At 66.7% G+C, this 12,120-nt stretch carries 19 protein-coding genes; 9 read left to right on the forward strand and 10 right to left on the reverse strand.

Annotated elements, in window-relative coordinates:
• Positions 1–30: 30 nt before the first annotated feature.
• Positions 31–966 carry a DMT family transporter gene (locus F3K02_RS11275; protein WP_177135697.1) on the forward strand — a complete coding sequence of 312 codons (936 nt, stop codon included), beginning with the start codon at positions 31–33 and terminating at the stop codon, positions 964–966.
• A gap of 161 nt (positions 967–1,127) precedes the next feature.
• Positions 1,128–1,874, forward strand: coding sequence for a tRNA-uridine aminocarboxypropyltransferase (locus tag F3K02_RS11280; protein ID WP_343067068.1), 747 nt, complete (start codon positions 1,128–1,130; stop codon positions 1,872–1,874).
• 19 nt (positions 1,875–1,893) lie between these two features.
• On the opposite strand, the gene F3K02_RS11285 is transcribed toward F3K02_RS11280, so the two are convergent.
• On the reverse strand, positions 1,894–2,340 hold the full coding sequence (locus F3K02_RS11285) for an SRPBCC family protein (protein ID WP_177135699.1): 447 nt from the start codon (positions 2,338–2,340) through the stop codon (positions 1,894–1,896).
• A 216-nt stretch (positions 2,341–2,556) separates the two neighbouring features.
• Between F3K02_RS11285 and F3K02_RS11290 the strand changes: the two genes are divergently transcribed.
• Entirely contained in the window at positions 2,557–2,844 is a 288-nt protein-coding gene (locus F3K02_RS11290; RefSeq protein WP_177135700.1) for a hypothetical protein, read from the forward strand.
• Positions 2,845–2,852: 8 nt separating this feature from the next.
• On the opposite strand, the gene F3K02_RS11295 is transcribed toward F3K02_RS11290, so the two are convergent.
• A complete protein-coding gene (locus tag F3K02_RS11295) occupies positions 2,853–3,179 on the reverse strand; it encodes a DUF2322 family protein (RefSeq protein WP_177135701.1) in 327 nt (108 codons plus the stop codon).
• A gap of 175 nt (positions 3,180–3,354) precedes the next feature.
• Here F3K02_RS11295 and F3K02_RS11300 point away from each other — a divergent pair, with 175 nt between their 5' ends.
• Both F3K02_RS11300 and F3K02_RS11305 read left to right on the forward strand, forming a co-directional pair.
• Positions 3,355–4,215, forward strand: a complete 861-nt coding sequence (locus tag F3K02_RS11300; RefSeq protein WP_177135702.1) for a DUF3014 domain-containing protein — start codon at positions 3,355–3,357, stop codon at positions 4,213–4,215.
• Between the two features lie 30 nt (positions 4,216–4,245).
• Positions 4,246–5,166 (forward strand): M14 family metallopeptidase, encoded by a 921-nt coding sequence (locus tag F3K02_RS11305; protein WP_177135703.1) that lies wholly within the window; start codon positions 4,246–4,248, stop codon positions 5,164–5,166.
• Positions 5,167–5,200: 34 nt separating this feature from the next.
• On the opposite strand, the gene F3K02_RS11310 is transcribed toward F3K02_RS11305, so the two are convergent.
• On the reverse strand, positions 5,201–5,824 hold the full coding sequence (locus tag F3K02_RS11310; RefSeq protein ID WP_218179429.1) for a hypothetical protein: 624 nt from the start codon (positions 5,822–5,824) through the stop codon (positions 5,201–5,203).
• A gap of 80 nt (positions 5,825–5,904) precedes the next feature.
• On the opposite strand from F3K02_RS11310, the gene pcp reads away from it, so the two are divergent.
• The gene (gene pcp / locus F3K02_RS11315; RefSeq protein ID WP_177135704.1) at positions 5,905–6,567 is read left to right on the forward strand and encodes a pyroglutamyl-peptidase I; all 663 of its coding nucleotides are present in this window, start codon (positions 5,905–5,907) and stop codon (positions 6,565–6,567) included.
• A gap of 37 nt (positions 6,568–6,604) precedes the next feature.
• Here the strand turns inward: pcp and F3K02_RS11320 are convergent, their stop codons facing one another.
• The 5 genes from F3K02_RS11320 to F3K02_RS11340 all read right to left on the reverse strand — a co-directional run bounded on the left by F3K02_RS11320 (position 6,605) and on the right by F3K02_RS11340 (position 9,233).
• The gene (locus F3K02_RS11320) at positions 6,605–7,315 is read right to left on the reverse strand and encodes a nucleotidyl transferase AbiEii/AbiGii toxin family protein (RefSeq protein WP_177135705.1); all 711 of its coding nucleotides are present in this window, start codon (positions 7,313–7,315) and stop codon (positions 6,605–6,607) included.
• On the reverse strand, positions 7,308–7,823 hold the full coding sequence (locus F3K02_RS11325) for a helix-turn-helix domain-containing protein (RefSeq protein ID WP_177135706.1): 516 nt from the start codon (positions 7,821–7,823) through the stop codon (positions 7,308–7,310). The genes F3K02_RS11320 and F3K02_RS11325 overlap by 8 nt, the downstream gene beginning before the upstream one ends.
• Before the next feature lie 132 nt (positions 7,824–7,955).
• The gene (locus F3K02_RS11330; RefSeq protein WP_177135707.1) at positions 7,956–8,291 is read right to left on the reverse strand and encodes an EF-hand domain-containing protein; all 336 of its coding nucleotides are present in this window, start codon (positions 8,289–8,291) and stop codon (positions 7,956–7,958) included.
• Between the two features lie 166 nt (positions 8,292–8,457).
• On the reverse strand, positions 8,458–8,814 hold the full coding sequence (locus F3K02_RS11335; protein ID WP_177135708.1) for a rhodanese-like domain-containing protein: 357 nt from the start codon (positions 8,812–8,814) through the stop codon (positions 8,458–8,460).
• 95 nt (positions 8,815–8,909) lie between these two features.
• Positions 8,910–9,233, reverse strand: coding sequence for a hypothetical protein (locus tag F3K02_RS11340; RefSeq protein ID WP_177135709.1), 324 nt, complete (start codon positions 9,231–9,233; stop codon positions 8,910–8,912).
• Between the two features lie 156 nt (positions 9,234–9,389).
• On the opposite strand from F3K02_RS11340, the gene F3K02_RS11345 reads away from it, so the two are divergent.
• From F3K02_RS11345 to F3K02_RS11355, 3 genes are all read left to right on the forward strand, one after another.
• A complete protein-coding gene (locus tag F3K02_RS11345; protein ID WP_177135710.1) occupies positions 9,390–10,343 on the forward strand; it encodes a chemotaxis protein in 954 nt (317 codons plus the stop codon).
• Between the two features lie 38 nt (positions 10,344–10,381).
• On the forward strand, positions 10,382–10,876 hold the full coding sequence (locus tag F3K02_RS11350; protein ID WP_177135711.1) for a hypothetical protein: 495 nt from the start codon (positions 10,382–10,384) through the stop codon (positions 10,874–10,876).
• A 150-nt stretch (positions 10,877–11,026) separates the two neighbouring features.
• The gene (locus F3K02_RS11355; RefSeq protein ID WP_177135712.1) at positions 11,027–11,455 is read left to right on the forward strand and encodes a hypothetical protein; all 429 of its coding nucleotides are present in this window, start codon (positions 11,027–11,029) and stop codon (positions 11,453–11,455) included.
• 18 nt (positions 11,456–11,473) lie between these two features.
• On the opposite strand, the gene F3K02_RS11360 is transcribed toward F3K02_RS11355, so the two are convergent.
• Positions 11,474–11,827, reverse strand: a complete 354-nt coding sequence (locus F3K02_RS11360; protein WP_177135713.1) for an HVO_A0114 family putative DNA-binding protein — start codon at positions 11,825–11,827, stop codon at positions 11,474–11,476.
• 57 nt (positions 11,828–11,884) lie between these two features.
• Complete coding sequence (locus F3K02_RS11365) at positions 11,885–12,118, reverse strand: addiction module protein (protein WP_177135714.1); 234 nt, start codon at positions 12,116–12,118, stop codon at positions 11,885–11,887.
• Positions 12,119–12,120: the final 2 nt, after the last annotated feature.

Consider the following 12,120-nt stretch of genomic DNA (forward strand, 5'->3'; position numbering starts at 1 on the left):
CCGTTCATGCGATCCCGGGAACATCGGCCCATGAATTCGCAAAACGCCCCGGCCTTCACCGGCCCCCCTGCCTTCACGGCCACGCATCGCGAGCGTGAAACGCAGGGCCAGTGGCTCATGGTCAGCGGCGGCCTGCTGCTGGGCACGCTCGGCATCTTCATCGAAGAAGCCGGCCAGCCCGCGCTCACCGCCGTGTGGTTCCGCTGCGCCTTCGGGCTGCTCGCGCTCACCCTGTGGTTCGCGCTCTCGCGCCGCTGGGGTGAACTGTTGCTGAGCCGACGCGATGCCGCGCTGGCCATCTCGGGCGGATTGTTCATGGTGCTCAGCTGGACCCTGTTCTTCGAGGCCGTGCCGCGCACGTCCATGTCGGTGGCCACGCTGGTGGTGCATGTGCAACCCTTCCTCATCATGGTGGCGGGCACGCTCTGGCTGGGCGAGCGCGTGAGCCGCCGCCAGTGGGGCGCCGCCCTGGTGGCGCTGCTCGGTCTGGGCCTGGCCACCGGCGGGCTGGACCACGCGTTCGGGCACCAGAGCGCCGACGCGCGCTACCTGCAGGGCATCGCGCTCGCGCTCGGCGCCGCGCTGGCCTACGCCGTGGCCCCATTGCTGCTGCGCCGTGCCACCGGCGCCAGCGCATTGGTCATGGCCTGGTGGCAATGCGTGGCCGGAACCGTGGCGCTGCTGTGGTGGCCGCTCACGCAGGGCTGGCCGGCGCCCGGGCCCGCCTGGGGCTGGCTGGCGGGCATGGGGGTGGTGCACACCGGTCTGGCCTATGTGCTGGTGTATGGCGGCGTGGCGCGCCTGTCGGCCGGGCGCATGGCCGTGCTGCAGTTCGTGTACCCGGCCAGCGCCGTGGCTTTCGACGCCCTCGTCTACGGCCGCACGCTCAGCGCCAGCCAGCTGGCCGGTGGCGTGTGCCTGCTCACGGGTCTGCTGGTGGCCGCGCGCGAAAGAGCCCGGGCCTGAGAAGGCGAGAGACGCCACCGGGCGCTGCCGCTCCGGCTGGCATACAGTCCCTGCATGTCCCGCCCCTTCACCTTCACCCCGCCCGGGTGCACCGCATGAGCGCCGCGCCGGGCCGTTCCCAAGCCAGCTCGCACCGCAGCCCGCGGGGCGAAGGTACTCCAGTGAACGCTCACGCCGTCTCGCGCCTGCGCACCGCCCGCCTGGCCGTCAGCTCCAAGCCCTACGTGGCCCGCGGCTCCGGTCTGGGGCGCTGCCCCTGCTGCCGCCTCGTTGCCAGCCACTGCATCTGCGCGCTGCGCCCGCAGGTGCCCACCCGAGCGGGCGTGTGCCTGATCATGGGCGACATCGAAGCGCTCAAGCCCAGCAACACCGGCTGGCTGATCGCCGACGTGGTGGCCGACACCTGGGCCTTCGGCTGGGCCCGCACCGCGGTGGACCCGGCGCTGCTGGCGCTGCTGGCCGATCCGCAGTGGCAACCCTATGTGGTGTTCCCCGGTGACTACGTGGAACCCGGGCGTGTGCTGACCGCGCTGCCGCCTGCCGAGGACCAGGAAGCCGGGCAGGGCGGCAAGCGCCCGCTGTTCATCCTGCTCGACGGCACCTGGTCCGAGGCGCGCAAGATGTTTCGCAAGAGCCCGTATCTGGACCGCCTGCCCGTGCTCAGCCTGCACCCCGAACAGGTGTCCAACTACCGGCTGCGCCGCTCCACGCATGAGCACCACTTCTGCACCTCCGAAGTGGCCGCGCTGTGTTTCGAACTGGCCGGAGAACAGCGTGCCGCCGACACGCTCGCCGCCTGGCTCGACGTGTTCACCGACCACTACCTCAGCATCCGGCAGCAGCTGCCGCTGGACTGGGCCAGCGAGCCGCACCAGCGCCTGCAGGCGCTGGCGATGACCGCGCGCTGAAACGCGGGCGGGACCGCGCTCAGCCCGGAATCTCCGGCTCCACCAGCAGCGCCAGCAACTGCAGCGACTGCTGCCAGCCCAGGTAGCAGGCTTCGGTGGGGATCATGGCCGGAATGCCCTGCTGCACCGCGGTCAGCTCCGTGCCCACCGACACCGCCTTGAGCGTGATGGTGGTGATCATCTGGCCGGGCAGGTTCGGGTCGTCGAACACGTCGGTGTTCACGATGCGCTCGTTGGGCACCAGCTCCAGGTACTTGCCGCCAAAGGCGTGCACGTGGCCGCTGCTCAGGTTGGTGAACTGCATGCGGTAGACGCCGCCCACCTTCGCGTCCATTTCCAGCACGCGGCCGGTGAAGCCGTGCGGCGGCAGCCATTTGGCCATCGCGTCGGGGTCGAGGAAGGCGCGGTAGACGCGTTCGGGCGGTGCGGTCAAGACGCGGTGCAGGGTGACGGTGCCGGTGGTCATGGGGAATCTCCTGGGTGGCGGTTCGATGGATGCGGGACGGTGCTGCAGTCAGCTCGCGCGTCCACAAGGGTACGACGAACGGGGGTGGCCGGTTTCGACAAGCCGGGTGAAAGCCACCTTGGCGCAACAGCCACCTGTGCCTATCATGGTCCGCAAAGCCAGGCGCCTGGTGGCACGGCTGGCGTCTCCGGTGTTCACTCTCAAAGGGGCAGCGACATGAACGACGTTGACCAACTTTCACCCGTCAAGCAAGGGCTGTGGTTTTACGGCGGCGTGACCACCTGCCATGTGCGCATCGTGCGCCACCACACCTTGTTTGGTACCGGCAACGCCGACGACCCGCCCGAACTCGCCACCGATCACGCCGTGGAGTGTTTCTACATCCGCTTCGACAAACCCCACACGCCCGTGCCCTGGCTGGACGGCGGCGCGGCCCTCTCGCTGCGCGAGGCCGTGTTCCTGGCCGAACGCAGGCTCGGCCCTGTGGTCAGCTGGGCTGACTGAACGCAACCTCAGGCGCTTGCCGCTGGCACCGGCCGCACCGCGTAGCTCGCCGTGCCTTGTGCCCAGACCAGCAGGCGGTCGATGTTCGGGTGTTTGCCCGGGTGCGTGCGCGCATCGGAGGTGTGCTCGGCGTACCAGTCCAGCCCCAGCGCCGCGGCTTCGGGCGTGATGCGGCCGCCGTGCATCGCGGCCAGGGCGGCGTACACCGCCAGCGAACCGGTCTGGCCCGGCCTGTTTTCAATCGTGGCCAACACCGCGCCGTGGGCGTCCAGCAGTTGCAGCGCGGCGAGGTGGTGGGTGGCGGGCAGGGTCTTGAGTCGCTCGGTGAAGTTCATGCTGGTTCGGGGTTTTCGCAGTGGCTCCGATTCTTCCCGATTCATGTAAACCATGCGAAATTTTGTTGTGCCGTTCATAGACGGCCGCTGTGCGCAAGCTTGCGCGCCAGCGCTGGCTCATGAAAACCGCGGTGTAGGATGGGCAGCCTCCCAACCACCAACCAGGTGACGAGGCATGAACCCACCGACTTCCCGGCTCCCCGTACTCATCGCTGCCCTGGTCGCGCTCGCCGTGGCGGGCTACTTCGGCTGGCAGCACTTCAAACCCGTGCAGGCGCCGTTGGCCCCGGTCGCTGCGCCCTCGGCCGCCGCACCGGAAGCGCCACCTGCGCCCGCGGTCCCCGAGCCCACAGCCCCCGCCATTGAGCACCCCGTCGAGGCGCCGGTGGCCGATGCCGCCAGCGAGCCCACCGCGCTGCCCGCGCTGGACGGCTCCGACGAACACGTCAGCGGGTTGCTCTCGGGCTTGCTCAGCCGCAAGAACCTGCTCACTTTCCTGCAGCTCGACGGCTTCGTGCGGCGGGCGGTGGCCACGGTGGATAACCTGGCGCGCTCGCAGGCGCCGGTGATGGTCTGGCCCGTCATCCCCACGCCCCAGCGTTTCACCACGCAACGCGGTGAGAACGGCGTTGATACCATCCACCCCGGCAACAGCCAGCGTTATGTGCCGCTGGTGCTGATGATCGAATCGGTGGACACCGGCAAGGCCGTGGACCTGTACCGCAGCCTCTACCCCCTGTTTCAGCAGGCCTACGAAGAGCTGGGCTTTCCGGGCCGCTATTTCAACGACCGGCTGGTCCAGGTGCTCGACCACCTGATCGCCACACCGGTGCCCACCGAACCGCTGGCCGTCACCCTCGTGGACGTCAAAGGCACCGTCCCGTCAACGCGCCCCTGGGTGCGCTACGAACTGGCCGACCCGGCCCTGGAGTCCCTGTCGGCCGGGCGAAAGATGCTGCTGCGCACCGGCCCGGACAACCAGCGGCGTTTGCAGGCCAAGCTGAAAGACATCCGCCAGCGTGTGGCCAAGCCCTGAGTGCCCTGGCCAAAGACGGAAACACCACCCATGACCCATCCAGCCTTCTATCCCATCGGCACCCCCGGCCAGGCCTGGGGACCCGCTGAAGTGGCCGCCTGGCGCGCGCAGCTGGTGCGCCAGCGCAGCTACGCCGATGATGTGCTGACCGTGTTCGAGCGGCTGCGTGCGCGCTTCGAGGTGTTGCCCTATGGGGAGGTGTTGTATGGGAGCGATGTGTATCCGCTCTTTGCCCTGCAGAGCCTTGAATGGCAAGCCGGCCTGCCGGGCGTGCTCGTGACGGGTGGCGTGCACGGCTACGAGACCAGCGGCGTGCACGGTGCGCTGGATTTTCTGGACCAGCACGCCGAGGTCTACGCCGGCCGGGTGAACCTGCTGGTAGCGCCCTGCGTGAGCCCGTGGGGCTACGAACGCATCCACCGCTGGAACTTCGACGCCATCGACCCGAACCGCTCGTTCAAGGAACCCAGCGCGGCGCAGGAATCCGCCGCGCTGATGCGGCTGGTGGCGCCCTTGCTGGGCCAGTTTGCCGTGCACATCGACCTGCACGAAACCACCGACACCGATGCGTCGGAGTTCAGCCCGGCGAAGGCGGCGCGCGATGGTGTGCCCTACACCCCCGTGCACATCCCAGACGGCTTCTACCTCGTGGACGACACCGAGAACCCGCAGCCCGAATTCCAGCAGGCCATCATCGCGGCGGTGGAGCGCGTCACACACATCGCGCCGTCCGATGCCCAGGGCGGCCTCATCGGCTCGCCCCAGTTCGACCGCGGCGTGATCCGCTACCCGCTGAAGTCGCTCGGCCTGTGCGCCAGCATCACGGGCGCCCGCTACACCACGACCACCGAGGTCTACCCCGACAGCCCGCGGGCGACGCCCGAGCAGTGCAACGCCGCGCAGGCCGCGGCGGTGTGCGCGGCCATCGACTTCGTGCTCGCGCAGCGCTGACGCGCCAAGGCTTTCGAGCGTGGAGCCCTGTCGATCAGACCTCCACCGCCTCCACCTCGATCACGCCATCGAACAGGTCGATCGCCGTGGCCGCCACCTGTGCCGTGTCGACATACGCGTAGGCACCCACACCCACCGCGCCCACGATCGGCACCCAGCGCGCCACGCCCTTGCCCAGCAGCCGCTGCGCCAGCTTTGTGCCGATGCGCCGCGTGATCGCGCGGATCAGCATCGGCGAAGCGCGCCGCACCAGCGTGCGCTGGCCCACGCGCACCACCAGATCGCGCACGCCCTGCGCCGCCGTGTGCTGGAACAGGCAATACACCACCTGCTCGGACGTCAGCGTGGATCGCTGGCCGTACAGGGCCGCCAGGTCGGCCACCAGCTGCTTCTGGATCTTCCAGACCCCCACCATTTCGGGCAACAGCGTCAACCAGCCCAGCGGACCCGGCGGCAGCGCCAGCGCGCCAGCCGCCAGCGCCGCCTTGGCCGCCGCGGCGTTGGCCTTCTTGCGCGCATCGTCCGCGGGCGTCTGGCTCTTGCGCTCCTTCGAGCTGGGCACCTGGCCCACCAGCGACAGGATCGCCTGGCTGATCAGGTGGGAGCCCGAATCCTCGGGCGGTTCGACCTTGGTGGCCGGTTTCTTGCGGGTTGCCATGAAAACTCCTTCGGGTGACGCGCCCCTGGCGCTCCTGCCTGATCAGCATATCCTTGCCAGCCTGACACACCCTGCCGCGCATGTACACCCCAACCCGCCCCTCCCGGCCCCGCGTGCTGCTCACGGGCTTCGACGCCTTCGGTGGCGATGCCATCAACCCCAGCTGGCTCGCCGTGCGTGCGCTGCATGGCCGGCAGATGGCAGGGCATGCGGTGGTGGCGGCCCAGTTGCCCACCGTGTTTGGTGAAGCCCTGCGCGCGCTGCACGTGCTGCTGGTCAAGCACCAGCCCGCGCTGGTGATCTGCGTGGGGCAGGCCGGTGGCCGCAGCGCCCTCTCGCTGGAGCGCATCGCCATCAACGTGGATGACGCCCCCATCCCCGACAACGCCGGGGCCCAGCCCATCGACGCGCCCGTGGCGCCCGGCGCACCCGCCGCCTATTTCAGCACCCTGCCCATCAAGGCCATGCTCGCCGCGCTGCAGCGCGAAGGCCTGCCCGCCGAGGTGTCACAGACCGCGGGCACTTTCGTCTGCAACCACGTGTTCTACGGCCTCATGCACACCATCGCCGCCAACCCCGAACTGCGCCACACGCGCGGCGGCTTCGTGCACGTGCCCTGGCTGCCCGAGCAGGGCACACCCAGCATGGCGCTGGACGACGTGGTGCGGGGTCTGCGCGTGGCGGTGCGCGCCGCACTGACTACTCCACAAGACACACTGCTGGCTGGTGGCGCCACGCACTGAAGCGCTCGGCTTGTTTCGAGCGGTGGCGTTCAGCTTTTCAGACCGGCTTCAACAATTTGCGCAGGGCGCGAATCTTTTGCCAGAGCACCGCCTTGGGCAGGGTTATCGCCATGGCCTGCATGCAGCGCTCCAGCCAGCCGTGGCGTTCTTGCAGGCGGTCGATGGCCTTGCCCAGATCGCGCGACACCGCGGGGCCATAGGCCTGTTGTGCCTTGGCCAACGCCAAACGCAACGCCGGCAAGCGCTGGCCCATCATCGCCAGGTCGATCACGTCGCGGCTGAACACGCCGTCATCCGCCTGCCGGTCCGAATTGGCCAGCAGCTTGGATGTGGCCAGATCCAGCGGCGTGAGCGTACCGATGCCGCAAACCACATCGTCCTTGCCCGGCGCTTCCAGCTCGATGCGTGCCTCGCGTACGATTTCGAACTTGATGGCCTGGCCGTCCATCTGCAGCACCGTGCGCAGGCCGTACTGATCGGCCCTCACCTCGCGCAACATCACCAGCGGTTGAGCGCCTGTCCGAACCACGGCGTTGATGCCCTCGATGCCCGTGAGCAACTGCCGCAGTTCGCGGTAGCCTGCAGCGTCTGACACCAGGAAATCGATGTCCACCGACTCGCGGTATTCGCCGTGGCGCAGGGCGATGCAGGTACCGCCGCCAAACAGGCAGCCATGCTGGCGCAGCACCTCGCCGTCCAGCGCGGCCAGCACATGTGCAATGCGCTGGTGGTGCGGGCGTTCAAACATCGGGTGTACCTACGACCGCAGAACCACCACCCAGACCCGTGCGCAGCGCCTGCAGCAGCGCCAGCTCGGCTGGCAACATGGCCGCCGTGTCCAGATGGCGCGCATTGCGCTCATAAATGCCCAGGGCCTCCATGGGCGTGAGCGTGTCGGTGCCGTGCACCTGCCAGGCCAGTGCCTTCAGCTGCGGGTAGTCAGCCAGGCGCACGCGCACCGGTATCCAGTCGGCCAGCTCCTTTGGCTGGGGGCTTCCGCCCGTGGCATCGGTGTCCTCGTCGTTGCGCGCCAGCAGCTTCATGCCCAGTGCGGCCATCGCATTGGCCCAGGCGCCCGCCGTCACCGACGGCTCGCCTTTTTCAATCCGGTGCAGCGTCACGCGCGACATGCCCGCCGCCTCTGCAGCCGCTGTGCTGCTCACCCGCAGGACCTTGCGGCGCGCACGAAGCTGCTCGCCCAGCGCATGCAGCTGGGCGGCGCTTTGTTCGGAGGAGAGTGGTGGTTTGGCTGGCATTTGTTTCTCATTTTGTTCAAATATAGATATTTGTCAAGTATGAGAAACAAATAATTGTAGATTGGACGCGTCCGATCCAGTGGCGGGACGCACCACTACGGTTGCCACCCCCAAACCTGCCAAAGTTCGTGTTCAACGTGCTGGCGGCATGGGACGATTCTGGAAGTGGCGCATCTGGTTCGCATCGAACTCTTCGCGGCTGAGGCCACCGTCGCCATGGGTGTCGATCTCCTTGAAGTCCAGCGCCTGGCTCAGACCGCGCATGGCGCGGCCTTCGCTGGCGCGCTCGGCGATGCGCTTGCTGCGGGCGTCGATGAACTCCTGCTCGGTGATGCGGCCGTCGCCGTTGCCATCGAAGTCGGCGAAGACGGGCATGGGTCCCGGCCCCATGGGGCGCGTGGATGGCTGGGCCGCTGCGGGCAAGGCTATGAACAAGGCGGCCAGGCTGGCCATATAAGACAGTTTCATGGTGTGCTCCTGAAGGGGGAACCTGCAGGATGGCCCTCAGGCGCTCCATGCACCTTGCGAACCGTCAAGCGAGCGAAGCGCATCCATGCCCTTGGTGCATGCAGATGGGGTCAGTCGGGCAGCAGACACAGGGCCTGACTTCCAGCGGACCCCCGGGGCCAAGCCCTCAGCGCAACAGGTTGGTCCACTTGCCGATGTTGAAGACCTGGCCATAGCCGTTCTTCTTCAGCATCATCTTCGCCATCCCGCTGCGCGTTCCGCTGGCGCAGCACAGCACCACGGGTGCCGAGCTGGGGATTTCCTTGAGCCGGCTTCCCAGCGCCGGCAGCGGGATGTTGACCGACCCCGGGGCGTTCCCGCCAGCGAACTCCGCCTCGGAACGGACGTCGACCAGCATGGCGCCATTTCGCTTGAGCTCCGGCAACATCGCCACCACCCTTCGTGCGCTCCACCACTTGTAGCCAAACCACAGCGCCACCAGCAAGAGCGGCCAGTACTGCTGAAAAAATCCTGAAAAGTCCATACATCTCCTTGGGTTGGAAAGCCGGCTCGGTGGCATGAGATCCACACGCAGCTACACCCGGGAGTATCCATCAGGCAGAAAACCTGCGTCAGCCGTCAGGCCTGCCACACCCCAAACCCGGCCGAGCGCAGGTCGATGCCGATCTCCACCTCGCGCTCCTGCGCGTCCTCGTAGCGCATTGGGTTGAAGCCCTCGTACAGGTCGGGCAGCAGGCGCAGGCCGTATTTCTGAACGTAGGCATTGGCCTGGATGCCGGCCTTGTGTTTGTCAAAGCGCACATCCGGGTCCAGCCCGGTCATGCCCACGTAGACGCAGGGTTTGCCGTCCACATAGCCGGGGTTGCACTTGCGGAATTTGCGTTCCTGCAGCACGTCTTTGGAGAGTTCGACCACGTAGACGTGGTGGTGGGGGCGGGGCATGCAGGCTCCAGCTTGAGGCGTCACGCGGTTGATGGACACATTGTCGCCCTGCCAGCTAAAACCCAAACTGCGGAGCATTTGCGGGGCTCATGTGCGCTTTGGCAAATGGCCTCTGCCCATATCCTGTGAGAACCTAAAACTGGAGCATCCCCTCACATGACCACCGCGTTGCACGACATCGAAGAGCGCACCAACCTCACAGGCAGCAACAAGTTTGAACTGATGCTGTTCCGTCTGGGCGAAGCGCCGGGTACGGACCGCCGCGAACTGTTTGGCATCAACGTCTTCAAGGTGCGCGAAATCCTGGTCATGCCGACCATCACCGCCATCGCGAACGCACCGGCCCACGTACTCGGCGTTGCCAACATTCGCGGGCAGATCATCCCCGTGATCGACCTGCCCGCTGTGGTGGGCTGCGTACCCCGACGCGGGCTCACTATCCTGATGGTGACCGAATTCGCCCGGACCACCCAGGCCTTTGCCGTTGAAGAGGTGGCCGAGATCGTGCGGCTCGAATGGGGCAACGTGCTGGCCGCAGAAGGCAATGGCGGCGGTCTGGTGACCAGCATCGCCAAGCTCGACGGCGATGCTGAAAAGGGCCGCCTGGTCCAGGTGCTGGACGTGGAGCAGATCCTGCGCAACGTCATGCCCACCGCGCAGGAAGCCATCACCCCGCAGTCGGTGGGCACTGCGGTGCACCTGCCCGAGGGCTCGATCATCCTCGCGGCCGACGACTCGCCGGTGGCGCGCATGATGATCGAACAAGGGCTGGGCGCGATGGGCGCGCCCTACGTCATGACCAAGACCGGCCAGGAAGCCTGGGACCGTCTGCAGGCGATTGAAGAAGAGGCCCATGCCGAAGGCAAAACCGCCCACGACAAAGTGGCGCTGGTGCTGACCGATCTGGAAATGCCGGTGATGGACGGCTTCACGCTGACGCGCAACATCAAGCAGGACCCGCGCTTCAAATCGATCCCGGTGGTGATCCATTCGTCCCTGACGGGCACGGCCAACGAAGCGCACGTGAGCTCCGTGGGCGCCGACGCCTACGTGGCCAAATTCGTGGCCAGCGAACTGGCCGCCACCATCCGACAGGTGCTCAAGCACTGACCTGAACGGAACCGGGCGGTTGCGTCACACTTGGCGCCATGAAGCACTTCCTGACCTTTCTCGTGCTGGCCGGCATGGCCTTGGGTGTGTCGGCCCAGACCCTGTGGCGCGACGCACCGATGCTCGCCAGCCCGGCCGAGATCCGCGCCCTGATGCCCGACGCCCGCGAAACCTCACCCAGCCAGCGCGCGGCGGACCGCAGCGCCTTGCTCGAAATCCCGAGCACGCCGATTGCGGACGAGGACTTCGCCGCCACCTTCCATTTCGAGTCCGAGCGCCTGCAGCGCATTCACCTGCGCGCCCAGCCCGGCACCCGCGAGCGCACCCAGGCGCTGCTGCGGGCCTTGCAGACCTCGCTGCGCGCGCGCTACGGCCTGCCCATCAGCACCAAGGCGCGGGAGAATGCGGCGCCCGGTACGGTCGACCTCAAGTGGGCGTTCAGGCGCATGACGGTGCAGCTCCAGATGGTCGACGGCGCCACGGTGGAGTTGATCTACAGCGCCAACATACCGGGCCGGCCAGCGGGCCTTTGAAAAACCATTTCATCGATCCGGTTTGAAAAAATCGCCCTGATGGTCTATGGTGAAACCGTCTGGCGACCTCTCCGCCCTCTCTGTGCCCTCCCGCTCCGCGCCCGCGGGCAGTTGTCAGGCTCTCTTTTATTCTTCTGAAAGGAGAACAACATGGGACTACTGGACAAGTTTTTTGGCGGCAAGGTGGACTATCCGCCGCTGCCGGCTGGCAACGAGGCGCTGGCCCAGCTCGATGAAATGAAAGCGCCGCTGGAAGAGCTGGCGCACAAGGTGCATGACCACCTCGAAGTGGTTCCGGCAGAGCACGAAGCCTTTGTATTCCTCGGCAAGCCACCCAAGAACTTTGGCATTGCCTGGATTCACGATGGCAAGGTCACCGGCCTCAAGGAATTCGCCGAAGAACACCATCTGACGCAAGTCGAAGTCGGCAAGATGATTGTGCGGCTCGGCGAGGCCTACCAGCACGCCAGCGAAACGCCGCGCTACTCGGCCGAATTCGGCGGCAAGCAGATGGTCGTCATTCCGTCGCAGGGTCTGGAGCAGGAAATGCACCAGATCATGGCGAATACGCTGCACTGACGCATTTGTCTGCGGCGCTCAAGCCGCCTTCAAATGCATGTCGATGTGCAGCGACGCAAAAGGGCACACCACGCCCCCGGCTTCGGTGCGCTCCAGCAGGCCCAGCTCAGCCAGCGCGACCACGTCTTCATGCACCCGCTTCACATCGCGCCCCACCTGGCGGGCCAGCTCGCGCACCGACAGCTCACCCTTGCCTTGCGCGGTGCGCACCAGCTCCCAGCGTTTTTCGGTCAGCATGCCGAAGAAATGACCCGGGCTCTCGAAGTTCAGCACCTCACCCTGGTAAGTGCCTTTCTGCGCAGCCACAGCCGCTGCGCGCAGGCCGGCTTGCCAGTCAGGCTGCAGGGTGATGGTCAAAAAACGGTTGTTCATGTCGCTCTCCTGGCCGTCTGAATGCGGGTGACCCCCGTTGATGCGACTTGCGGACGTTCATGCCGAACTGGAATTGACTTGGTACTTCGCAATCACGTCTGACAAGGACGCCACCTGAATCTCCCCTCGGCGGTAGGCGGCCAGCCGCGATTCAGCCTCTTTCGCCCACATGGCATCCAGAGTAGCGTCCGGCTCATCCAGTGTGTCCAGGAGCTGATCCACCAGCGCCAGGCGCTCATCTGGCGGGAGCTGCAGCGCCTGTTCGCGCAATGATTTTGCGGTGATGGGCATGG

The organism is Hydrogenophaga aromaticivorans (assembly GCF_013387465.1).
Taxonomy (GTDB): Bacteria; Pseudomonadota; Gammaproteobacteria; order Burkholderiales; family Burkholderiaceae_C; genus Hydrogenophaga; species Hydrogenophaga aromaticivorans.